This window comes from Kitasatospora sp. NPDC004614, from assembly GCF_042873675.1.
Taxonomy (GTDB): Bacteria; Actinomycetota; Actinomycetes; order Streptomycetales; family Streptomycetaceae; genus Kitasatospora.
This window is the reverse complement of sequence record NZ_JBIALR010000006.1, coordinates 314,129-335,368: the sequence shown is the minus strand read 5'-3', so window position 1 is coordinate 335,368 and position 21,240 is coordinate 314,129. Positions and strand designations below refer to the sequence as shown.

Here is a 21,240-nt window from a genome sequence, read left to right as displayed (position 1 = left end):
TCGCTGGCAACACAGAACAAGGGTTGCGCTCGTTGCGGGACTTAACCCAACATCTCACGACACGAGCTGACGACAACCATGCACCACCTGTACACCGACCACAAGGGGGCTGATATCTCTACCAGTTTCCGGTGTATGTCAAGCCTTGGTAAGGTTCTTCGCGTTGCGTCGAATTAAGCCACATGCTCCGCTGCTTGTGCGGGCCCCCGTCAATTCCTTTGAGTTTTAGCCTTGCGGCCGTACTCCCCAGGCGGGGAACTTAATGCGTTAGCTGCGGCACCGACGACGTGGAATGTCGCCAACACCTAGTTCCCAACGTTTACGGCGTGGACTACCAGGGTATCTAATCCTGTTCGCTCCCCACGCTTTCGCTCCTCAGCGTCAGTAATGGCCCAGAGATCCGCCTTCGCCACCGGTGTTCCTCCTGATATCTGCGCATTTCACCGCTACACCAGGAATTCCGATCTCCCCTACCACACTCTAGCCTGCCCGTATCGAATGCAGACCCGGGGTTAAGCCCCGGGCTTTCACATCCGACGCGACAGGCCGCCTACGAGCTCTTTACGCCCAATAATTCCGGACAACGCTCGCACCCTACGTATTACCGCGGCTGCTGGCACGTAGTTAGCCGGTGCTTCTTCTGCAGGTACCGTCACTTGCGCTTCTTCCCTGCTGAAAGAGGTTTACAACCCGAAGGCCGTCATCCCTCACGCGGCGTCGCTGCATCAGGCTTTCGCCCATTGTGCAATATTCCCCACTGCTGCCTCCCGTAGGAGTCTGGGCCGTGTCTCAGTCCCAGTGTGGCCGGTCGCCCTCTCAGGCCGGCTACCCGTCGTCGCCTTGGTAGGCCATTACCCCACCAACAAGCTGATAGGCCGCGGGATCATCCTGCACCGCCGGAGCTTTCCACCCACTCCCATGCAGGAGCAGGTCATATCCGGTATTAGACCTCGTTTCCAAGGCTTGTCCCAGAGTGCAGGGCAGATTTCCCACGTGTTACTCACCCGTTCGCCACTGATCCACCCCGAAGGGCTTCACCGTTCGACTTGCATGTGTTAAGCACGCCGCCAGCGTTCGTCCTGAGCCAGGATCAAACTCTCCGTGAATGCTTTCACGAAAGAGCGGCACAGCAACCACCGGAATAGGGCGGTCCTGCGCACTGCGTCCTCGCTAGTGTTACTTCATAAAGGAATCTCCAACCGATCCAGTAGGACCGGCCGGGGATGTCAACATATCTGGCGTTGACTTTTGGCACGCTGTTGAGTTCTCAAGGAACGGACACTTCCTTCAGGCGGCCTTCCGACCGACCCTCCGGGCGCTTCGTTCTTTCGTGTTTCCAGCTTATCAGATGTTTTCCGCTCCGTTTTCCGGAGTTTCATTCGATCCGATTCGCTTTTGCCTTTCGGCGCTCCCGAACTCTAGCAGAGTTATTCGTTCCGCATTTCCACTCGAATTTTCGAATGGGCGCGCGACGAGTCGCTCAGCGAGGGTTTGGGGGGCCGCCTCCCGGTCACGTCCGGTTCAGGCGACTCGGACTACGTTAGGTCACTAGGACGGACGAGTCAAACCTCGAGGGGCCGGATCTGGCTGGATCCGGCCCCTCGAAGTGTGCGCCACAGGTCAACTACGGTCTGTTTCAGGCCATCCGACTACTCGAAGGAGCCGGAGAGCACCTGCCGCGGAGCGATCAGGCGCCGGCCAGTTCGACCGCGGCCAGGTTCCGCTTTCCGCGGCGGAGGACCAGCCAGCGGCCGTGCAGCAGGTCGTCGGTGGTGGCGACGGCCTCCTCGTCGGTGACCTTGGCGTTGTTGAGGTAGGCGCCGCCTTCCTTGATGGTGCGGCGGGCACCGGAGCGGCTGGGGGCCAGGCCGGATTCGACCAGGAGGTCGACGAGCTGGCCGAGTTCGGTGACGGTGGCCTTGGGGACCTCGGCGAGGGCGGCGGCCAGGGTGGCGGGTTCGAGGTCGGCGAGGTCGCCCTGGCCGAACAGGGCCTTGGAGGCGGCGACGGCGCGCTCGTACTGCTCGGCGCCGTGGACGAGGGTGGTGAGTTCCTCGGCGAGGGCGCGCTGGGCGAGGCGGGCGGCGGGGCGTTCCGCGGTGTCGCGTTCCAGCTGCTCGATCTCCTCGCGGGAGCGGAAGGAGAAGATGCGCAGGAACTTGGCGACGTCCCGGTCGTCCGCGTTCAGCCAGAACTGGTAGAAGGCGTAGGGGGTAGTGAGTTCGGGGTCGAGCCAGACGGTGCCGGACTCGGTCTTGCCGAACTTGGTGCCGTCGGCCTTGGTGATCAGCGGGGTGGCGAGGGCGTGCACGGAGCGGCTCTCGGCCTTGCGGATCAGGTCGGTGCCGGCGGTGAGGTTGCCCCACTGGTCGCTGCCGCCGGTCTGCAGGGTGCAGCCGTAGCGGCGGTTGAGCTCCAGGTAGTCCATGCCCTGCAGGATCTGGTAGCTGAACTCGGTGTAGCTGATGCCCGCGTCGGAGTTGAGGCGGCGGGCCACCGCTTCCTTGGCGATCATGTTGTTGACCCGGAAGTACTTGCCGACGTCGCGCAGCAGGCTGATCGCCGACATGCCGGACGTCCAGTCCAGGTTGTTGACCATGCGCGCGGCGTACTGGCCCTCGAAGTCGAGGAAGCGGGAGATCTGGCCGCGCAGGCGCTCGACCCAGCCGGCCACCGTCTCGGGGTCGTTGAGGACGCGCTCGGCGGTGGGCTTGGGGTCGCCGATCAGGCCGGTGGCGCCGCCGACCAGGCCGAGCGGGAGGTTTCCGGCCTGCTGGATGCGGCGCATGGTCAGGATCTGGACCAGGTTGCCGAGGTGCAGGCTGGGCGCGGTCGGGTCGAAGCCGCAATAGAACGTGACCGGGCCGTCCGCGAACGCCTTGCGCAGTGCGTCCTCGTCAGTGGACAGGGCGATCAGCCCTCGCCACTGGAGCTCGTCGACGATGTCGGTCACGGTCCGCGTCTCCTTCGGTCGTGGGTCCGGCGCGGTGCGGCCCGGGTGGGCTGCGCGCCTGGACAGTTCCAGCGGGGTAGAGCCTACGCGGTCGTGACCCGGGGGTTCGGGGACAGGTCACCGGGCGGGACGGAAATTCCGTTGTTCGAGACGTGGCGGGCGGCCACAGTTGTGCCACCGCCGACCGGCGGCCGCGAGCACCGGAGGTGGCCCGTCATGCGCAACACCCTTGTCCTGAACGCGAGCTACGAACCGCTGACCACGGTGCCACTGCGCCGTGCGGTGGTGCTGGTCCTGCAGGACAAGGCGGTGGTCGAGCAGGCCCATCCGCTGCGGGTGGTGCGCGGCTCGGGGGTTCAGGTGCCGGTGCCGCGGGTGATCCGGCTGACCAGGTACGTGCGGGTGCCGTTCCGACAACAGGCTCCGTGGTCGAGGCGGGGTGTGCTGGCGCGGGACCAGCACCGGTGCGCGTACTGCGGGCGGCGGGCCACCACCGTGGACCACCTGGTGCCCCGGTCGCGCGGCGGTGCGGACAGCTGGCTGAACACCGTCGCGGCCTGCGCGGAGGACAACCAGCACAAGGCGGACCGGACGCCGGAGCAGGCCGGGATGCGGCTGCTGCGGCGGCCGTTCGAACCGACGCCGGAGGCGACGTTGATGCTCGCGCTCGGGCTGCGGGCGGGTGAGCTCGGAGAGCTGGCCGCCTGGCTGCCTGCGGGCGCGTGAAAGGCCGACGGGCCCGACCTGATCAGGGGACAGGTCGGGCCCGTCGGCATGCGGGCGAAAGATCGGCTGCGGGTCAGCTCTTGCTGGTGAAGCCGGTCGCGATACCGAAGTTGGCGGCGTGCTCGGGGACGGCGACCACGTGCCCGGAGGTGGTGAACACCCGGCCCGCGGAGAGCAGCGAGCCGGTGCCCTGCGGGAAGGCGCCGCCCTGGGTCTCCTGGCCACCGGCCACCGCGAAGCGGCTGAGGTGGGCGGGCTGGTCGGCGCGCTCGTCGACGGCGACCAGCAGGCCGCTGTTGTCGACGCCGGCGGGGTGCGCCTTGCCCTTCTCGGCGATGGGGGTGCGCCACTGCTGCTTGCCGGTGCCGAGGTCGTAGGCGGCGATCGCGGTGGGGTTGCCACCGCCGTCGGGGACGACCGCGGCGAACATGGTGCTGCCCTGGAAGTGGACGCCGGGGACGGCGGCGAAGCTGCCGCGGGCGACGTCCAGGCGGCCGCCGCCCTCGACGCCGAGCTGGATCTCGACGCCGGGGTCGCCGTTGGCGCCCCAGGCGAAGACCCGGTCGTCGGCGGGCTGGCCGCCGGTGGTGAGCACCACGGCGGGCTCGGCGGAGAGCACGGTGACGGTCGTGGGCTGGTTGTTGAGGCCCCGCCAGTACTTCACCTTGCCGTCGGAGACGTTCAGCGCGACGGCCTGGTCGCCGGGGGTGGAGTCGGCGCAGCGGCTGTGCAGCAGGACGGTGGTGGGGCCGGCGCTGCCGGAGAGGGTGCAGAACTTGCCCTGGCCGGTGTACTGCCAGGCTTCGGAGCCGTCGTTGGCGGCCCAGGCGGCGGCCTTGTCGTAGCCGACCGCGATCACCTTGTCGTCGGTGACGGCGACGTGGGCGGCGTACTTCTCCTTGGCGTCGGACAGCGTCTTGGACCAGGTGATCTTCCCGGCCTTGGTGTCAACGGCGGCGGCGGTGCTGCACGGGCTCTTCGGGTCGGCGGCGGGTCGGTAGACCACGGCGCCGATGCCGCCGGAGTTGACACTCGGGGACAGTCCGCAGGGGACGGCTCCGTCGGCGGGCGGGGCGAGCGTCCAGGTCGGCTTGCCGTCGGCGAGGTTGTAGGCGTGCACGCCGGTGGCGTCGGCGCGGACCACGGCGTCGGCGAGCAGCCAGCTGCCGACCAGGGTGTCGTCGGCGCCCTGGGCTCCGGCGGCGGCCGGATCGGTGTTGGCGGTCCAGGCCTTGGTGTGGGCGACCGCGATGTTCTGGGTGGTGCCCTGGGTGCCCTTGTCGGCGCCGGACTTGCCGCTGTCGCTGTCGGAGGTGGCCAGCACGGCCGCGGTGGCCAGCACGGCGAGCGCGGCGACGCCGGCGCCTATCCGGATGGCGAGGCCGCGCTTGCTGGGCGCGCCCGGGCCGGCGGTGACGGCGGCGCGGGCCCGGGAGACCAGCCCGCCGGCCGGCGGCTCGGCGTCATCGGCAGCGTGCATCGGCGGAGTTGACGTGCCGTCGGCGCCGGGCGCGAACGGGTCGGCGGCGCTGGTCTGCGGGTAGTCGCTGGCGGTGACCGGGCCGGGCTCGGCGGCGGGCTCGGCGAACGCGCCCGGCGCCGGAGTCTCCTGCTGCGTGAACGGGTCGGCCGGGGCGTAGTGCTGGGCGGCCGGGTCGGCGTACACGCCGGGCTGCTGGTAGCCGCCGAAGTCCTGCTGCTGCCCTGCGTAGAGCTGCTGCTGACCGTAGGTCTGCTGGTCGACGTAGCCCTCGGGGTAGCCCTGCTGCTGCCCGTACGCCTGGTCGTAGCCCTGCGGCTGGTACGCCTGGTCGGGCCGGCCGTAGAGCTGCTCCTGGGCGGCCGCGTCCAGCTGTCCCCCGGGCTGCGGGTAGCCGCCGTAGGCCTGCTGCTGCTCGGTGTAGGCCGGCTGCTCGCCGTGGACCGGCTGCTGCCCGTACGCCTGCTGCTCGCCGTAGGACGGCTGCGGCTGCGGGTACCAGGGCTGCTGCTGGTCGTACCCGGGGGTCGTGGAGGGTTCCTGAGCCATGCGTTCCGTCCGTCCCGACTGCGGTCTGGCAAGCAGCCAGCATCTCACGCCCGGCGGACGGGTTTTGGCCGGGGCTTTGCCCGGGGACGGGACGGTGGGTCAGGAGGTGGTGTCGAGGGCCTGGTCGATCAGGTGGGCGAGGGTGAAGTCGAGGCCGGTCAGGCCGCCCGCGCTGTGGGTGCTGAGGACGAAGGTGAGGGTGCGCCAGCGGATGTCGATGTCGGGGTGGTGGTCGAGCGCCTCGGCCTGCTCGGCGACGGCGTCGACGACCTTGATCGCGGTGGGGAAGCTCGCGGTCTCGGCGGTGCGGGTGAGGGCCTCGCCGGTGCGGGTCCAGTGCGGAAGGTCGGCGAGGGCGGCGGTGATCTGGTCCTCGCTGAGGCGGGTGCGGCTCATGTGCGGTCTCCGTCCGAGTGGTTGTCGGGGCAAGCCTAGGGAGCTGTCAGAAGAACAGCAGCTTGGTGACGGCGGCGAGTCCGACCAGGACGATCAGGGTGCGCAGCGCGACCGGCGGGAGGCGGCGGCCGACCTTGGCGCCGAGCATGCCGCCGAGGGTGGAGCCGACGGCGATCAGGCCGGCGGCGGTCCAGTCGACGGTGGAGGTGAGGACGAAGAAGATCGCGGCGACGCCGTTGACGATCAGCGCGAGGACGTTCTTGATGCCGTTGACGGTCTGCAGGGTGTCGGGGAGCAGCATGCCCATCAGGGCGAGCAGCAGGACGCCCTGGGCGGCGCCGAAGTAGCCGCCGTAGACGCCGGTGAGGGCGATCAGCAGGAGCAGCAGTGGTCCGCCGTCGGTGGCGGGCGGCAGGGTGCCGGCGGCGCGGCGGGCGGCCATCGCGCGGGCGACCCGGGGTTGCAGGACGACCAGGACGAGGGCGGTGAGGATGAGCACCGGGACGACGGCGTCGAAGGCGCCGGGGGCCACGATCAGCAGCGCTGCGCCGATGAGTCCGCCGGTCAGCGAGGCGGCGCCGTAGCGGATCAGGCGGCGGCCCTGGCCGGCGAGTTCGGCGCGGTAGCCGATCGCACCGGCGAGCGAGCCGGGGGCGAGGCCGAGGGTGTTGGAGACGTTGGCGGTGACGGGTGGCAGGCCGATGGCGAGCAGCACGGGGAAGGTGATCAGGGTGCCGGAGCCGACGATGGCGTTGATGGTGCCGGCGGCGGTTCCGGCGAGCAGGACGGCGAGCGCCTCCCACAGTGTCATCCGCTTTCCCCTCGTTGGCTGCTGTCGGGCCGGTTGATCATGCCGGAGCGGTTCGGCGTTCCGCCAGAGGGTGTCCGAATCGCGATCCGGCCCCAACACGCGCGCAGGCCCCGCCCGTTGGATCGGGCGGGGCCTGCGGAGCGCGGCTGACTACTCGTCGAACTTCGGGTACTCGCGGGTGGGCTCGACCCGGGGGCGGAGCGTCTTGTCGGTGTCCACGGGGCGCGGGGCGCTGGCCGGGTCGACGGGGACGCGGGCGGCCGCCGGGGGGACGGCGGTGGCCTCGGGGCCTCCCTTGCCGCCGCCGGTGGCGCCCTGGAACGCGCCGCCGAGGCCCTTGAGCGCGTCGCCGACCTCGCTGGGGATGATCCACAGCTTGTTGGCGTCGCCCTTGGCGAGCTCGGGCAGGGTCTGCAGGTACTGGTAGGCGAGCAGCTTCTGGTCGGCGTCGCCCTCGTGGATGGCCTCGAAGACCGTCCGGATCGCGGCGGCCTCACCGTCGGCCTTCAGCACCGCGGCCTGGGCCTCACCTTCGGCCTGGAGGACGGCGGCCTGCTTCTCACCTTCGGCGCGCAGGATCTGGGCCTGCCGGGCGCCTTCGGCGGTGAGGATGGCGGCGCGCTTGTCACGGTCGGCGCGCATCTGCTTCTCCATCGAGTCCTGGATGGAGGTCGGCGGCTCGATGGCCTTGAGCTCGACCCGGTTGACCCGGATGCCCCAGCGGCCGGTGGCCTCGTCGAGGACGCCGCGCAGACCGGCGTTGATGACCTCGCGGGAGGTCAGGGTGGACTCCAGGTCCATGGAGCCGATGATGTTGCGCAGCGTGGTGACGGTGAGCTGCTCGATGGCCTGGATGTAGCTGGCCACCTCGTAGGTCGCGGCCCGCGGGTCGGTCACCTGGTAGTAGATGACGGTGTCGATGTTGACGACCAGGTTGTCCGAGGTGATGACCGGCTGCGGCGGGAACGGGACGACCTGTTCACGCAGGTCGATCCGGTTGCGGATGGTGTCGATGAACGGCACCACGATGTTCAGGCCGGCGCTGAGGGTGCGGGTGTAACGGCCGAAGCGCTCCACGATCGCGGCGCTGGCCTGCGGAATCACCTGGATCGTCTTGATCAGGGCGATGAAGGCCACCACGACCAGGACGATCAGCACGATGAGGACGGGTTCCAACGCTTCTCCCCTAGACGACCAGGGCGGTCGCGCCCTGGATTTCGACGACGTCGACCTGCTGGCCGGGCTCGAAGACCGAGCCCGGGTGGAGCGCCCGGGCGGACCAGATCTCGCCGTTGAGCTTGATCCGGCCGCCCTCCCCTCCGTCGACTGTTTCCTGTACGACTGCGGTGGCGCCGGTCAGCGCCTCCACGCCCGTGCGGTAGCCCGGGCCCTGCTTCAGCTGGCGGTAGGCGATCGGGCGTACGAACACCAGGAGCGCCGCCGACACTCCGACGAACACCAGGAACTGCGGGACCACACCGCCACCCAGGCCGGCCGTCAGGGCGGCCGCCCCGGCGCCGACCGCGAACATGGCGAATTCGGGCATCGCGGTCACCACCAGCGGAATGCCCAGGCCCACTGCGAGCAGCAGCCACCAGATCCAGCCGTCCACGCGTCCATCCTAGGGAAGTTCGAGCTCTTCAGGCGTAGCTTCCCGCAGCTGGAGGTGCGGAAACCGGCCAGGTGTGCGACCGGTCCCGGCACGTACCGGATCCGGCCGTCAGCCGAGCGGCAGGCCCTGCGCGGTCCAGCGGTCGCCGCGCCGCTCCAGGGTCAGCGGCAGGCCGAAGCAGTGCGAGAGGTTGCGGGCGGTGAGGGTGGTCTCGATCGGGCCGGCCGTCATGATCTTGCCTTGACGGATCATCAGCACGTGGGTCATGCCGGGGACGATCTCCTCCACGTGGTGGGTGACCATCACCATGGACGGCGCGAACTCGTCCTGGGCGAGCGCGGCGAGGCGGCGCACCAGGTCCTCGCGGCCGCCGAGGTCGAGGCCGGCGGCGGGCTCGTCCAGCAGCAGCAGTTCGGGGTCGGTCATCAGGGCGCGGGCGATCAGGGTGCGCTTGCGCTCGCCCTCGGAGAGGGTGCCGAACTTGCGGTCGGTGAAGCCGGCCATGCCGAGCCGGTCCAGCAGCACCAGGGCGCGGGCCTCGTCGGGCTTCTCGTAGGTCTCCTTGCCGTGCACGGTCAGACCCCAGGCGGCGGTCAGCACCGACTCCAGCACGGTCTGGTTGCCCGGCAGCTTGTCGAACATGGCGGCGCTCGCCAGACCGATCCGGGCGCGCTGCTCGAACACGTCGATCTGGTCGAGCTTCTCGCCGAGCACGACGGCCTGGCCCGAGCTCGGGAACAGGTAAGCGCCGGCGATCTGGAGCAGCGTCGTCTTGCCCGCGCCGTTGGGGCCGAGCACCACCCAGCGCTCGCCCTCCTTGACCGTCCAGGACACGTGATCGACGAGTGCGCGCCCCTCCCGGACCACGGAAACGTCCACCAGCTCCAGCACGTCGCTCATGCCTACGCCTTCCCCAAATGCAAGAATCCGGCCGTCCGTGGAACCTGCGCGAAGGTCCTCGGGGTGCGGTCCAACCTGTGTCAGGCCAAACCTACGCCACCCGCCCCGCCCGGTTGTCCGTAGGCTGGTCCGATGCTCGCGACTCCTGCCGACAATCCGTACCAAGAGCCTCGTTCGGGACGACTCACCGCCTGGGGCAACGCGCTGCTGGCCGGTGCCTGCTCCCCCGACGACGCCGCCACCGCCGTCCAGGGCGACGACGACGCCCACCGGGTGACCGGCCTTCCCGGCGAACCGCCGGACTCGCTGCACGGACTCACCTGGGCGCTGGGGAAGCTCCGCGTGCTGGGCGCGAAGGGCCTGCGGCTGGCGCTGCCGGTGGCCGGGCACCCGCTCGGGCTGACCGGGCCGCCGGCCTTCAACGCGCTGGCGATGGGCGCCCAGGAGGCCGTCCTCGCGGTGGGCGTCCCGTACGGGCTGGTGCCGGAGGTCGAGGTGTACGGCCCGGAGGGCGACCAGGGCGTGCGGGTGCTGTGGCAGTGCCTGCCGGTCAACGACGCGCTGCCCGCCGACGTGCCCTCGCTGGACGAGGCGGAGCGCGAACTCGCGGACGGCCTGCGGCAGGCCACCGTCATGCTGACCCGGCTGGACGTGGCGGGGGCCGGGCCGCAGACGCTGCGCGCCCTGGAGGGGTTCCGCCGCCGCGGCCACCAGAAGCTGCTCGCGCCGGGCTACCCACAGCGCGCGGTGCGGGTGCTGGAGTCGGCCCGGCAGGTGTCGGCGCTGCTGGGGATCGCCGCGGGCGGCCACGGCGCGGCCGTCTCCGCCTCCGAGATGACGGCCCGCCGGGAGATCCTCGCCCCGCTGGACCGCACCGCCAGGCGGGCCCAGGTCGCGGCGTACAACTCGATCGTGGACGAACGGGGCTGAGCGGGTCCTCAGCCCTGGTTGCGCACCGCCCAGAGCGCGGCCTGGGTGCGGTCGGCGACGTCCAGCTTCATCAGGATGTTGCTGACGTGGGTCTTCACGGTCTTCTCGGACAGGTGGAGCGCGCGGGCGATCTCCCGGTTGGAGCGGCCGTCGGCGAGGTGCGAGAGCACCTCGCGCTCGCGGTCGGTGAGGCTGCCGCCGCGGCCCTGCGCGGGCGCGGGGACGTCCTCGACGAGCAGCGCGGCGGCGAGTTCGGGCTGGAGCAGGACGTGGCCGGCGTGCACCGAACGGATCGCCCCGGCCAGCGCCTCCGGGTCGACGTCCTTGTACACGTAGCCGGCCGCGCCGGCCCGCAGGGCGGGGACCATGGTGCGGTGCTCGGTGAAGCTGGTGACGATCAGCACCTTGGCGGGGTTGTCCTGTTCGCGCAGCAGCCGCAGTGCCTCGATGCCGTCCACCCGGGGCATCTTGACGTCCATCAGCACCACGTCGGGGGCGAGCTCGCCGGCCCGTTCGACGGCTTCCGCACCGTCGGCGGCCTCGCCGACCACCTCGATGTCGTCCTGCACCTCCAGGAAGGTGCGCAGACCGCGCCGGACCACCTGGTGGTCGTCCACCAGCAGGACGCGGATCGGTGACGTGGTGTCAGGCACCGGGGACCTCCAGTTCGACCAGGGTGCCCCGGCCAGGGGCGGACTCCAAGGACAGTCGGCCGCCGACCGCGGCGGCCCGGTCACGCATCGACACCAGGCCCAGGTGGCGGCCGGCCCGGCGAACGGATTCGGGATCGAAGCCGCGGCCGTCGTCGGCGACCGTCAGCCGGACGCCGCGACCGGGGGTGCCGGTCAGGGTCACGGTGACGGCCTTCGCCTGGGCGTGCCGCAGCGCGTTGTGCAGCGCCTCCTGGGCGACCCGCAGCACCGCCGACTCCTGACCGGCCGGCAGCGCGCGCACGCCGGTGGCGGTGAAGTTCACGGTGGCGCTGTGCGCCCGGTCGAGCACCTGGATCTGCGAGGCGAGGGTGGCGACCAGGCCGTCCTCCTCCAGCGCGGCGGGGCGCAACTCGATCACCACGGCGCGCAGTTCGTCGGCGGCCTCGGCGGCCAGCCGGGCGACCTCGGCGAGGTTGTCGCGGGCCCGGGCCGGGGCGCGGTCGACGAGTTTGGCAGCGGCACGGGCGGTGAGGCGCAGCGAGAAGAGCTTCTGCGAGACGGCGTCGTGCAGGTCGTGGGCGATCCTGGCGCGCTCGCCGGACAGCGTGAGTTCGCGGCTGCGTTCGTACAGCCGGGCGTTGCCGAGGGCGAGCGCGGCGTGGGCGACCAGGATCCGCAGCAGCGCCTCGTCGTGCTCGGTGAAGCCGCCGGGCTTGTTGGCCAGGAACAGGGCGCCGGCCACCTCGTCCCCGTCCATGATCGGCATGCCGAGGAAGTCCGTCATGGCCGGGTGGGCCTCCGGCCAGCCGCCGAACGCGGGCGCGGTGCGGACGTCCTTCAGCCGGGTGGGTTCGCGGTCGTGCAGCATCGAGGCGAGCACGCCGTGCTGACGCGGCAGCGGGCCGATCGCCCGCCACGTCTCGTCGCTGACGCCGTCGACCACGAACTGCGCGAACCCGCCGTGGTCGTCCGGCACGCCGAGCGCGGCGTACTCGGCGCCCAGCAGGGTGCGCGCCGAGGCGGTGATCCGGCGCAGCACCTCGCGCACCTCGAGCGGTCGGCTCATCGCCAGCACGGCCGCACTGACCGCCTCGATCCCCTCCAGCGAGGGATCGCACCCGGGACTCTCCATGCCGCCACGCTACCGCCGCGCTCACGGCCTACGCCTCGGGCGGGGGACCTACGTCGAAGGGCCGGGGAAACGTGCTTCCCCAGCCCTTGTGCGCGACGTGCGAGTGGTCAGCCCTTCTGCATGACCTCGGGCTCGTGGCGCTTCTGGAAGCGCTGGATGGCGAAGGCCAGGCCGACCGAGATGAGGATCATGACGGTCCAGTTGAGGAACATGATGCCGGCGGAGTGGTCCCAGAGCTTGTCGAGCGGGGCGGTCTCCGGGGGCTTGGCCACGACCACGGGTGAGATGTGGGCGAGGTCGAGCGTGTTGCCGCTGGCGGCGACGCCCCAGCGGGCGGGCATCAGCCAGCCGAGCTGCTCCAGGCCGGGCTTGTCGAACAGCTGGAAGATCGCGCCGGTGAAGACCATCTGGACGATGGCGAACATGACCAGCAGCGGCATGGTCTTCTCGGAGGTCTTGACCAGGGAGGAGATCGCCAGACCGACCATCATCGAGGTGAAGCTGAGCAGGATCACGCCGATGGACATCTCGACCGCGGGCAGGTGCTTGAAGATCAGGCCCTCGGCGGGGAGCTTGCGGACCTTGAACGCGATCGCGGAGATGATGCCGCCCTGCAGGAAGCTGATCGCGCCGAGCACGATGAACTTCGAGGCCAGGTACGCGGACCGGGACAGGCCGGTGGCGCGTTCCCGTTCGTAGATCGCGCGTTCCTTGATGAGTTCGCGGACCGAGTTCGCCGAGCCGGACAGGCAGGCGGAGAACGCGACGACCATCAGGATCAGGCGGGCGACGTCGTTGCGGCCGGCCGCGTTGTTGCAGGGCGCCAGGCCGCACTTGTCGGGGATCACCGCGGAGACCGCGCCGAGTACCAGTGGCAGGATCAGTGACAGCGCGATGAAGCCCTTGTCGGAGGCGATCACCGCCAGATAGCGGCGGATCAGCGTCCACAGCTGCGAGCCCCAGCTCTGCGCCTTGGGCGGGCGCAGCTGGGTGAGCGCGTTGGGCTGGGCCTGGGTGACGGCGGCGTCCACGTTGGCCGAGTACTTCTGGTGGTGCACCGAGTTGCGGTAGCGGCCGGCCCAGTCGTGGTCGGGGAAGTTCTCGAACGCCTGGAAGACGTCGGCCCAGGTCTCGTAGCCGAAGAAGTGCAGGGCCTCCGCGGGCGGGCCGAAGTAGGCCACCGAGCCGCCGGGGGCCATCACCAACAGGCGGTCGCAGAGCGCGAGTTCGGCCACCGAGTGGGTGACGACCAGGACGGTGCGGCCGTCGTCGGCGAGGCCGCGCAGGGTCTGCATGACCTCGCGGTCCATGCCCGGGTCGAGGCCGGAGGTCGGCTCGTCCAGGAAGATCAGCGAGGGCTTGGTGAGCAGTTCCAGCGCCACCGAGACGCGCTTCTGCTGGCCGCCGGAGAGAGCGGTGATCCGGTTGTCGGCGCGCTTGTCCAGGCGCAGTTCGAACAGCACCTCGTCGATCCGGCGGTCGCGCTCGGCGGCCTCGGTGTCGCCGGGGAAGCGCAGCCGGGCCGCGTACTTGAGGGCGGTGCGGACGGTGAGTTCCTTGTGCAGGATCTCGGACTGCGGCACCAGGCCGATCCGGGAGCGCAGTTCGGCGAACTGCCGGTACAGGTTGCGGCCGTCGTACAGCACGTCGCCGCGGTCGGCGGGACGGTAGCCAGTGAGGGCGCGCAGCAGGGTGGACTTGCCGGAGCCGGACGGGCCGATCACCGCGACCAGGGACTTCTCCGGGACGGAGAACGAGACGTCGCCGAGCAGGGTCTTCTTGCCGCCCTTGAAGTCGACCTCGACGGTCAGGTGGTGGGCGGAGAAGGTGACGGCGCCGTTGTCGACGAACTCCTGCAGCTGGTCGCCGACCAGCACGAAGGAGGAGTGGCCGACGGTCAGCCGGTCCTGCGGGCCCATCAGCTGGCGACGGGTCGGCTGGCCGTTCAGGAAGATCCCGTTGTGGCTGCCGAGGTCGACGATCTCCCAGCGGCTGTCCGGCAGTTGGCGCAGCTCGGCGTGGTGCCGGGAGACCTGGAGGTCGGAGACCACGATGTCGTTGTCGAGGGCGCGGCCGATCCGGATGGTCCGCCCGCCGCTCAGGCTGCGGACCATGGTCGGGTTGCCGAGCCCGCCGGCCGGCCCGGCCTGCTGCGGGGCCGCCGGGTGCTGCTGCACGGGCGGCTGCGGCTGCTGGAACTGCTGCGGCGGCGGGAACTGCTGCTGCGCGGCCTGCTGCTGGTGCGGGAACGGCGGCTGCGGGACGGGCTGCTGCTGCTGCGGGAAACCCTGTTGCTGCGGGAAGGCCTGCTGCGGCGGGAAACCCTGTTGCTGCTGCGGGAAGCCCTGCTGCTGGTGAGGGGCCTGCTGCTGCGGCGGCGGGAAGCTCTGCTGCTGCGGGAAGCCGGGCCGCGGGGTGGGTGCGTCCCAGCCCTGCGGGATCGGCTGCTCGGCCGGCTGCTGCCACTGGCCGGGCCGGGCGGCCGGGCCGGGTCCGACCGGCGGCTGGCCGACGGGCGGCTGCTGGTACGGCGGCTGCGCCTGCGGCCCGGGGGCCCGGCTGGTGACGGCCTCGTGCAGCGGTCCGGGCTGCGCGGGCGCGGCGGCGGGAGCGGTGAAGGCCAGCCGGGGGCCGTTCTGCCCGTTGCCGAGGTGCACCACGGTGCCGGGGTGCAGGGCGCTCTGCTCGACCCGGGCGCCGGCCACGAAGGTGCCGTTGGTCGAGCCGTGGTCGGTGAACTGCCAGCTCGCGCCGTCGAAGCTGATGGTGGCGTGCCGCCAGGAGACCCTGGCGTCGTCGAACAGGAAGTCCGACGCCGGGTCACGCCCGATGGTGTAGGCACGGCCGGGTTCGAGTACCCGCTGCCGGCCGTCGATTTCAAGTACGAGTTGCGGCAACTCTCCGCCCGCCCCGCTCTCCGGTCCCCCAGGATGTTGCATCTGACGGGGGGAATCATTCCAGCCGGGTCGGTCTGTCCGAAACCCGGTACACGGTTCTGTGACCGCCCGGCTACCGCTCGCGGACCTGCTGGGGTGTCCGCCGGGTGTCCCACGACCCGGACGCGGGCGGCTCGCGCGGGGACGCTCCGGGTAGCGTGGGGGGCACCATGAACGCAACAGATCCGGCCGCTCAGGCCCCTTCCGCCGCGCCGCCCGTGAGCACCGACACCGAGCGAACGCTGCTGGTCAAGGTGTTCGGCAAGGACCGCCCCGGCATCACCGCGGGCCTGTTCACCCAGCTCGCCGGTTTCGGGGTCGAGGTGATCGACATCGAGCAGGTGGTCACGCGTGGCCGGATAACGCTGTGCGCGCTGGTCACTCCCCCGCCCGCGGCGGGTGCCGAGGGCGACCTGCGGGTGACGGTGCACCGCTGGGCGGAGGAGCACCGGCTTCAGGCCGAGATCATTTCCGGCACCGGCGACAACCGTCCGCGCCGCGAGGGCCGTTCGCACGTCACGGTGCTCGGCCACCCGCTGACCGCGGCCGCGGTGGCGGCGCTGTCGGCCCGGGTCTCGGAGGCCGGCGGCAACATTGACCGGGTGTTCCGCCTGGCCAAGTACCCGGTGACGGCGGTGGAGCTGACCATCTCCGGCGTGCCCACCGAGGAGCTGCGCGCGGTGCTGGCGGCGGAGGCCGCCGTGCAGCGGGTGGACATCGCGGTGGTCCGCTCGGGGCTGCACCGGCGGGCCAAGCGCCTGGTGGTGATGGACGTCGACTCCACGCTGATCCAGGACGAGGTGATCGAGCTGTTCGCCGCCCACGCGGGCTGCGAGGCGCAGGTCGCCGAGGTGACGGCGCAGGCGATGCGCGGCGAGCTGGACTTCGCCGAGTCGCTGCGGGCCCGGGTGGCGCTGCTGGCGGGCCTGGACGCGGCCGTCACCGAGAAGGTCCGCTCGGAGGTCCGGCTCACCCCGGGTGCCCGGACCCTGATCCGCACCCTGAAGCGGCTCGGCTACCAGGTGGCGATCGTCTCCGGCGGCTTCACCCAGGTCACCGAGCACCTGGTGGACCGCCTGGGCCTGGACTTCGCGGCCGCCAACACCCTGGAGGTGGTGGACGGCAAGTTCACCGGCCGGGTCACCGGCGAGATCGTCGACCGGGCCGGCAAGGCCCGCTGGCTGGCCCGGTTCGCCGAGCAGGCCGGGGTGCCGCTGGAGCAGACGGTGGCGATCGGCGACGGCGCCAACGACCTGGACATGCTGAACGCGGCGGGCCTGGGCGTGGCGTTCAACGCCAAGCCGGTGGTCCGCGAGCAGGCCGACACCGCCGTGAACGTGCCGTTCCTGGACACCGTGCTGTACCTGCTGGGCGTCACCCGCGAGGAGGTCGAGGCGGCCGACGAGCTGGACGGCGCGCCCACCGGGGACTGATCGACCAATACCGAAGGGGCGGGGTCCGCGGACCCCGCCCCTTCGGTCTGCCTTCAGTCCTGTGGCATGAAGTACGACTCGAGCCGGGCCACGCCGGGCTCGACCAGCTTCCACGGGCCGTCGAAGCTGAGCACCGCCACCGCGGCGGGCGGGAAGCCGTTCAACCGCATCCGGTTGAGTTCCTCGGCGTCGCCCTCGTCGCCTGCCAGCACCTGGGTCAGGCCCAGCACGCCGGGGTTGTGGCCGACCAGCAGCAGGTCGCTGTGCTCCTCCGGGGTCTCCTGGATCACCTCGATCAGCTTTCCGGGCTGGGCCTCGTACACGCGGTCCTCGTAGACCGTCTTCCGGGGCCGCTTGGGCAGCTCGTGGGCGACCAGCTTCCAGGTCTCCCGGGTGCGCAGCGCGGTGGAGCACAGGACGTGGTCGGGATTGACGCCGGAGTCGGCGAGCCAGCGGCCGGCCTCGGAGGCCTGGCCGCGCCCGCGGTCGGCCAGCGGGCGGTCGTGGTCGTCGACCTGGTTGGGCCAGTCGGCCCGGGCATGACGAAGAACGATGATCCTACGAGGAGTGTCGGCGCTCATACCCCTAGAGCTTCGCAGAAAACCGCCGCCCGGGCGCGGGGTCGGGAAAGCTGCCACCCCTGCGGGTGGCAGCTCCACCGGTCCGGCACGGACGGCGGGCACCTGTCGGATCAGCCCATGTTCGAGGCGATCGACGCGACGATCGAGATCACCACCACGATGGCGGCGATCAGGCCGAGCATCTGCAGCAGCTTCTTCTGGCCGCCCTGGGGATTCGGTTCGAGAACTGGCATGTCGCCGAGCCTAACCGACCACCTCGTCCTCGATGTGCCGGGCCCGGGCGGCGCGCACGCCGACCAGGATCTGCGGCACCAGCAGCAGCGCCAGCAGGCCCAGCGGCAGGTACCACTCGCCGGTGTTCTCGTACAGGGCGCCCATCAGGATCGGGCCCGGGATGCAGATCAGGTAGCCCAGGCTCTGCGCGAACGCCGACAGCTGCGCCACCCCGCCCGGGGTGCGGGCGCGCAGGCCGAGCATGGTCAGCGCCAGCGGGAACGCGCACATCGACAGGCCGACCAGGATCGCCCACAGCCACGGCACCGTCCCGGCGGCCAGCATCAGGCCCAGGTAGCCCGCGATGCCGCACAGGCCGAGCACCACCACGTACATCCGCTGGTCGCCGCCCCGGGCGGCCAGGTTGGGCAGCACGAACGAGACCGGCACGCTGATCGCCATCACCACCGCCAGCAGCACACCGGCCGCGGACTCCGAGACGCCGGCGTCGTGGTAGATCTTCGGCAGGAAGCCCATCGTGCTGTACGCGCTGGTGGACTGGAGGCCGAAGAACGCGCCCAGCGCCCAGGCGGTGCCGCTGCGCAGGATCGGCAGCCGGGTGTGGGCCTGCGCGGCGGGGGCCACCGCAGTGCCCTTGTCCCGGCGCACGAACAGCACGACCAGCCACAGCGCCAGGGCCAGCACGGCGGGCAGCGCCCAGACGCCGAGGCCGAGCCGCCAGGAGCCGCCGAGCGCGTGGGCCAGCGGGACGGTGGTCGCGGCGGCCAGCGAGGTGCCGACCGACAGCGCCATCGAGTACAGGCCGATCATCGGACCGACCCGGTCCGGGAAGTACCGCTTGATCACCACCGGCAGCAGCACGTTGGCCAGCGCCACTCCGGCCAGCGCCAGCGCGGTGAGCAGCAGGAACACCGCGGTGGAACCGGTGAACGAACGGGCCAGCACACCGGCCGCGATGGCGCCCATCGCGGCCGTCACCACGGTGATCGGGCCCAGTCGGCGGGCCAGACCCGGAGCGGCGAAGCCCAGCAGCGCGAAACACAGCGGCGGCACCGCGGCGAGCAGGCCGGCCACCGTGGCGCTCATCCCGAGGCCCTCGCGGACCGGGTCGAGCAGCGCGCCGAGGCTGGTCACCACGGGACGCAGGTTGACGGCGGCGGCGGCCACACCGACGGCGAGCAGGACGGCTCCGCCGTTGCGAACCACCGACGGGGGGCCGGCGGCGGTGACGGTGGCGCTGGACGTTGGGGCTGGTCGAGGGTTCTCGGTCCCGGTCGCTGAGGGGTCTGCTGCGGTAGACATGGCGTAATCATAGAATCATGGGATGACTTAAGTCGCCCCGGTATCCTGATGACGTAAACCACAGAAGGAGCCCGACCTTGGCGCTGTCGACCACTCGCCGCACCCCGCTCTCCGACCAGGTGATCGCCCAACTCCGGGCCCAGATCACCTCCGGCGAATGGCCGGTGGGATCACGCATCCCCACCGAGGCGGAACTCGTCGACCAGCTCGGCGTCGCCCGCAACACCATCCGCGAAGCCGTCCGCGCCCTCGCCCACAACGGGCTGGTCGACATCCGCCAGGGCTCCGGCACCTACGTCCTCGCCACCAGCGAACTCGCCGGCGTGATGCACCGCCGGTTCGCCGACGCCGACCAGAGCCAGGTCGCCGAACTCCGCGCCACCCTGGAAACCTCCGCCGCCGGCTTCGCCGCGACCCGCCGCACCGCCCGCGACCTCGAACTCCTCGACGCCGCCCTGGCCCGCCGCGACGCCGCCTGGCACGCCGGCATCCCCGAGGACTTCATCCAGGCCGACGCCGCCTTCCACCACGCGGTGGTGGCCGCCGCCCACAACGACGTCCTCGCCGCGATCTACGCCGACCTCGGCGAGGTCCTGCTCGCCCACCTCCGCCACGACGTCGGCCCCGACCTGCTCCCCCACCGCTGGGTCTCGCACTCGGACATCCTGGACGCGATCAGGTCCGGCGACGCGGAGAAGGCCGCCGAGGCGGCGGGCCGGGCGATTGGCAGATGCAAGAGCTGAGCCCTGGAAACGGCGGGAGCCACAACAGCTGCGCGGGGAACGGCGGGAGCCACAACAGGGGCCCGGGGAACGGCGGGGCCGAGACTGCTGGTGATCAACAGGGCGCGGATTGGTCCCGTCGTTTCGGGTCCCGTCTTTTACCGGTAGCAGTCACGACCTACCGATATCCCTGACCACCAGCAGCTCGGCGTCGCAGTTCCCCGAGCCCCTGTTGTGCATGCTCGTCTGCCAAGCAGTTCCCGAGCCCCAGGTTGTGCATGCTCGGCTGCCTAACAGTTCCCGAGCCCCTGGTCGTGCTACTCGTCTGCCTCAGGCACCGATGGCGTGCAGCCCGCCGTCCACGTGGACGATCTCGCCGGTGGTCTTCGGGAACCAGTCGCTGAGCAGCGCGACGACGCCGCGGCCGGCCGGCTCCGGGTCGGTGAGGTCCCACTTGAGCGGGGAGCGGGAGTCCCAGGTGGCGGCGAGGTCCGGGAAGCCGGGGATCGACTTCGCGGCCATCGAGCCGATCGGGCCCGCCGAGACCAGGTTGCAGCGGATGTTGCGCTCGCCGAGGTAGCGGGCGAGGTAGCGGTTGGTGGACTCGAGGGCGGCCTTGGCCGGGCCCATCCAGTCGTACTGCGGCCAGGCGAACTGCGCGTCGAAGGTCAGGCCGACCACGGCGCCGCCGTCCTGCATGAGCGGGAGCAGCGCGGTGGTGAGGGACTTCAGCGAGTACGCGGAGACCTGCATGGCGGTGGCGACGGACTCCCAGGGGGTGTCCAGGAAGTTGCCGCCGAGCGCGTCCTGCGGGGCGAAGCCGATGGAGTGGACGATGCCGTCCAGGGTCGGCAGGTGCTCGCGGACCTGGTCGGCGATGCCGGCCAGCTGCTCGGGGTTGGAGACGTCGAGCTCCAGGACCTTGACCGGCTTGGGCAGCTTCTTGGCGATGCGCTCGGTGAGGCTGGGCCGGGGGAAGGCGGTGAGGATGATCTCGGCGCCCTGTTCCTGGGCGAGCTTCGCGGTGTGGAAGGCGATGGAGGACTCCATCAGCACACCGGTGATCAGGATCCGCTTGCCTTCGAGAATTCCAGTCATGGTCAGTTACCCATGCCCAATCCGCCGTCCACGGGAATGACGGCTCCGGTGATGTACGCGGCCTCGTCGGAGGCCAGGAACCGCGCGGCCGAGGCGATCTCGGCGGGGGCGGCGTAGCGGCCCAGGGGGACGCCGGAGACGATCTCCTTGCGGCGCTCCTCGCTGAGCACCGCGGTCATGTCGGTGTCGACGAAGCCGGGCGCGATCACGTTGACGGTGATGTTGCGGGAGCCGAGTTCGCGGGCCAGCGAGCGGGCGAAGCCGACCAGGCCGGCCTTGGAGGCGGCGTAGTTGGCCTGGCCGGCGGAGCCGCTGAGGCCCACCACGGAGGAGATCAGCACCACGCGGCCCTTGCGGGCGCGCAGCATCTTGGCGGCGGCGCGCTTCACGACCCGGAAGGTGCCGGTGAGGTTGGTGTCCAGGACGGAGGTGAAGTCGTCCTCGGACATGCGCAGCAGCAGGGTGTCCTTGGTGATGCCGGCGTTGGCGACCAGGACCTCGACCGGGCCGTGGGCGGCCTCGATCTCCGTGAAGGCGGCGTCGACCTGCTCGGTGTCGGTAATGTCGGCGCGCACGGCGAGGACGTCGTACTTGGCGAGCTCCGCCGGGACCTCGCCGTTGCGGCTGGTGATGGCGACCTTGTCGCCCGCCTCGGCGAAGCTCTGGGCGATGGCGAGGCCGATGCCCCGGTTACCTCCGGTGACCAGTACCGAGCGGCTCAACGGTCCACCTCTTCCCTACTCGATGTGCGCGTGCCGATCGCACGCGTAGCCATCTGTGACGCTATCGGTA

General features: G+C 70.9%; 19 protein-coding genes and 1 rRNA gene. 4 read left to right on the top strand and 16 right to left on the bottom strand.

The window, feature by feature from the left end:
- Both ACFYST_RS16980 and tyrS read right to left on the bottom strand, forming a co-directional pair.
- Positions 1-1,106, bottom strand: a 16S ribosomal RNA gene (locus ACFYST_RS16980); the annotation flags it as partial.
- Between the two features lie 581 nt (positions 1,107-1,687).
- Positions 1,688-2,953, bottom strand: a complete 1,266-nt coding sequence (gene tyrS, locus ACFYST_RS16975) for a tyrosine--tRNA ligase (RefSeq protein WP_387863023.1) — start codon at positions 2,951-2,953, stop codon at positions 1,688-1,690.
- Positions 2,954-3,169: 216 nt separating this feature from the next.
- Here tyrS and ACFYST_RS16970 point away from each other — a divergent pair, with 216 nt between their 5' ends.
- Positions 3,170-3,679, top strand: coding sequence for an HNH endonuclease (locus ACFYST_RS16970; RefSeq protein WP_387646002.1), 510 nt, complete (start codon positions 3,170-3,172; stop codon positions 3,677-3,679).
- A 73-nt stretch (positions 3,680-3,752) separates the two neighbouring features.
- On the opposite strand, the gene ACFYST_RS16965 is transcribed toward ACFYST_RS16970, so the two are convergent.
- The 6 genes from ACFYST_RS16965 to ACFYST_RS16940 form a co-directional block, all read right to left on the bottom strand.
- Positions 3,753-5,708, bottom strand: coding sequence for a PQQ-binding-like beta-propeller repeat protein (locus tag ACFYST_RS16965; RefSeq protein ID WP_387863020.1), 1,956 nt, complete (start codon positions 5,706-5,708; stop codon positions 3,753-3,755).
- A 99-nt stretch (positions 5,709-5,807) separates the two neighbouring features.
- Positions 5,808-6,104 (bottom strand): 4a-hydroxytetrahydrobiopterin dehydratase, encoded by a 297-nt coding sequence (locus tag ACFYST_RS16960; RefSeq protein WP_380486166.1) that lies wholly within the window; start codon positions 6,102-6,104, stop codon positions 5,808-5,810.
- A gap of 46 nt (positions 6,105-6,150) precedes the next feature.
- Positions 6,151-6,915, bottom strand: a complete 765-nt coding sequence (locus tag ACFYST_RS16955) for a sulfite exporter TauE/SafE family protein (RefSeq protein WP_387646009.1) — start codon at positions 6,913-6,915, stop codon at positions 6,151-6,153.
- A gap of 150 nt (positions 6,916-7,065) precedes the next feature.
- Positions 7,066-8,091, bottom strand: a complete 1,026-nt coding sequence (locus tag ACFYST_RS16950) for an SPFH domain-containing protein (RefSeq protein ID WP_387646012.1) — start codon at positions 8,089-8,091, stop codon at positions 7,066-7,068.
- A gap of 10 nt (positions 8,092-8,101) precedes the next feature.
- The gene (locus ACFYST_RS16945; protein WP_387646651.1) at positions 8,102-8,515 is read right to left on the bottom strand and encodes an NfeD family protein; all 414 of its coding nucleotides are present in this window, start codon (positions 8,513-8,515) and stop codon (positions 8,102-8,104) included.
- A 120-nt stretch (positions 8,516-8,635) separates the two neighbouring features.
- Positions 8,636-9,427: an ABC transporter ATP-binding protein gene (locus ACFYST_RS16940; protein ID WP_387646015.1), complete on the bottom strand. Its 792-nt coding sequence runs from the start codon at positions 9,425-9,427 to the stop codon at positions 8,636-8,638.
- Between the two features lie 132 nt (positions 9,428-9,559).
- Here ACFYST_RS16940 and ACFYST_RS16935 point away from each other — a divergent pair, with 132 nt between their 5' ends.
- Positions 9,560-10,357 carry a hypothetical protein gene (locus ACFYST_RS16935; protein WP_387646017.1) on the top strand — a complete coding sequence of 266 codons (798 nt, stop codon included), beginning with the start codon at positions 9,560-9,562 and terminating at the stop codon, positions 10,355-10,357.
- An 8-nt stretch (positions 10,358-10,365) separates the two neighbouring features.
- Here ACFYST_RS16935 and ACFYST_RS16930 read toward each other — a convergent pair whose 3' ends face one another.
- From ACFYST_RS16930 to ACFYST_RS16920, 3 genes are all read right to left on the bottom strand, one after another.
- Positions 10,366-11,010 carry a response regulator gene (locus ACFYST_RS16930; RefSeq protein WP_387646019.1) on the bottom strand — a complete coding sequence of 215 codons (645 nt, stop codon included), beginning with the start codon at positions 11,008-11,010 and terminating at the stop codon, positions 10,366-10,368.
- Complete coding sequence (locus ACFYST_RS16925; RefSeq protein ID WP_387646022.1) at positions 11,003-12,142, bottom strand: GAF domain-containing sensor histidine kinase; 1,140 nt, start codon at positions 12,140-12,142, stop codon at positions 11,003-11,005. Before ACFYST_RS16925 ends, ACFYST_RS16930 begins: the two co-directional genes overlap by 8 nt.
- Positions 12,143-12,249: 107 nt before the next feature.
- Positions 12,250-15,081 carry an FHA domain-containing protein gene (locus ACFYST_RS16920; RefSeq protein WP_387863017.1) on the bottom strand — a complete coding sequence of 944 codons (2,832 nt, stop codon included), beginning with the start codon at positions 15,079-15,081 and terminating at the stop codon, positions 12,250-12,252.
- A gap of 167 nt (positions 15,082-15,248) precedes the next feature.
- Here ACFYST_RS16920 and serB point away from each other — a divergent pair, with 167 nt between their 5' ends.
- Entirely contained in the window at positions 15,249-16,511 is a 1,263-nt protein-coding gene (serB, locus tag ACFYST_RS16915) for a phosphoserine phosphatase SerB (protein ID WP_387646027.1), read from the top strand.
- Between the two features lie 53 nt (positions 16,512-16,564).
- Here the strand turns inward: serB and ACFYST_RS16910 are convergent, their stop codons facing one another.
- From ACFYST_RS16910 to ACFYST_RS16900, 3 genes are all read right to left on the bottom strand, one after another.
- Complete coding sequence (locus ACFYST_RS16910; protein WP_387646029.1) at positions 16,565-17,092, bottom strand: SixA phosphatase family protein; 528 nt, start codon at positions 17,090-17,092, stop codon at positions 16,565-16,567.
- Between the two features lie 110 nt (positions 17,093-17,202).
- A complete protein-coding gene (locus tag ACFYST_RS16905) occupies positions 17,203-17,325 on the bottom strand; it encodes an SGM_5486 family transporter-associated protein (protein WP_387646030.1) in 123 nt (40 codons plus the stop codon).
- A gap of 10 nt (positions 17,326-17,335) precedes the next feature.
- Positions 17,336-18,628: an MFS transporter gene (locus ACFYST_RS16900; RefSeq protein ID WP_387646033.1), complete on the bottom strand. Its 1,293-nt coding sequence runs from the start codon at positions 18,626-18,628 to the stop codon at positions 17,336-17,338.
- Between the two features lie 77 nt (positions 18,629-18,705).
- Here ACFYST_RS16900 and ACFYST_RS16895 point away from each other — a divergent pair, with 77 nt between their 5' ends.
- The gene (locus ACFYST_RS16895) at positions 18,706-19,371 is read left to right on the top strand and encodes a FadR/GntR family transcriptional regulator (RefSeq protein WP_387646035.1); all 666 of its coding nucleotides are present in this window, start codon (positions 18,706-18,708) and stop codon (positions 19,369-19,371) included.
- Positions 19,372-19,680: 309 nt separating this feature from the next.
- On the opposite strand, the gene fabI is transcribed toward ACFYST_RS16895, so the two are convergent.
- Together fabI and fabG are read right to left on the bottom strand one after the other, a co-directional pair.
- Positions 19,681-20,448: an enoyl-ACP reductase FabI gene (fabI, locus tag ACFYST_RS16890; protein ID WP_387646037.1), complete on the bottom strand. Its 768-nt coding sequence runs from the start codon at positions 20,446-20,448 to the stop codon at positions 19,681-19,683.
- A gap of 2 nt (positions 20,449-20,450) precedes the next feature.
- On the bottom strand, positions 20,451-21,170 hold the full coding sequence (fabG, locus tag ACFYST_RS16885) for a 3-oxoacyl-[acyl-carrier-protein] reductase (protein ID WP_387646039.1): 720 nt from the start codon (positions 21,168-21,170) through the stop codon (positions 20,451-20,453).
- Between the last annotated feature and the right edge of the window lie 70 nt (positions 21,171-21,240).

Coding starts and splice junctions, on each gene's coding strand:
- ACFYST_RS16970 (WP_387646002.1), top strand. CDS start 3,170: ATGCGCAACACCCTTGTCCTGAACGCGAGCTACGAACCGCTGACCACG.
- ACFYST_RS16965 (WP_387863020.1), bottom strand. CDS start 5,708: ATGGCTCAGGAACCCTCCACGACCCCCGGGTACGACCAGCAGCAGCCC.
- ACFYST_RS16960 (WP_380486166.1), bottom strand. CDS start 6,104: ATGAGCCGCACCCGCCTCAGCGAGGACCAGATCACCGCCGCCCTCGCC.
- ACFYST_RS16955 (WP_387646009.1), bottom strand. CDS start 6,915: ATGACACTGTGGGAGGCGCTCGCCGTCCTGCTCGCCGGAACCGCCGCC.
- ACFYST_RS16940 (WP_387646015.1), bottom strand. CDS start 9,427: ATGAGCGACGTGCTGGAGCTGGTGGACGTTTCCGTGGTCCGGGAGGGG.
- ACFYST_RS16935 (WP_387646017.1), top strand. CDS start 9,560: ATGCTCGCGACTCCTGCCGACAATCCGTACCAAGAGCCTCGTTCGGGA.
- ACFYST_RS16925 (WP_387646022.1), bottom strand. CDS start 12,142: ATGGAGAGTCCCGGGTGCGATCCCTCGCTGGAGGGGATCGAGGCGGTC.
- ACFYST_RS16920 (WP_387863017.1), bottom strand. CDS start 15,081: ATGCAACATCCTGGGGGACCGGAGAGCGGGGCGGGCGGAGAGTTGCCG.
- serB (WP_387646027.1), top strand. CDS start 15,249: ATGAACGCAACAGATCCGGCCGCTCAGGCCCCTTCCGCCGCGCCGCCC.
- ACFYST_RS16910 (WP_387646029.1), bottom strand. CDS start 17,092: ATGAGCGCCGACACTCCTCGTAGGATCATCGTTCTTCGTCATGCCCGG.
- ACFYST_RS16905 (WP_387646030.1), bottom strand. CDS start 17,325: ATGCCAGTTCTCGAACCGAATCCCCAGGGCGGCCAGAAGAAGCTGCTG.
- ACFYST_RS16900 (WP_387646033.1), bottom strand. CDS start 18,628: ATGTCTACCGCAGCAGACCCCTCAGCGACCGGGACCGAGAACCCTCGA.
- fabI (WP_387646037.1), bottom strand. CDS start 20,448: ATGACTGGAATTCTCGAAGGCAAGCGGATCCTGATCACCGGTGTGCTG.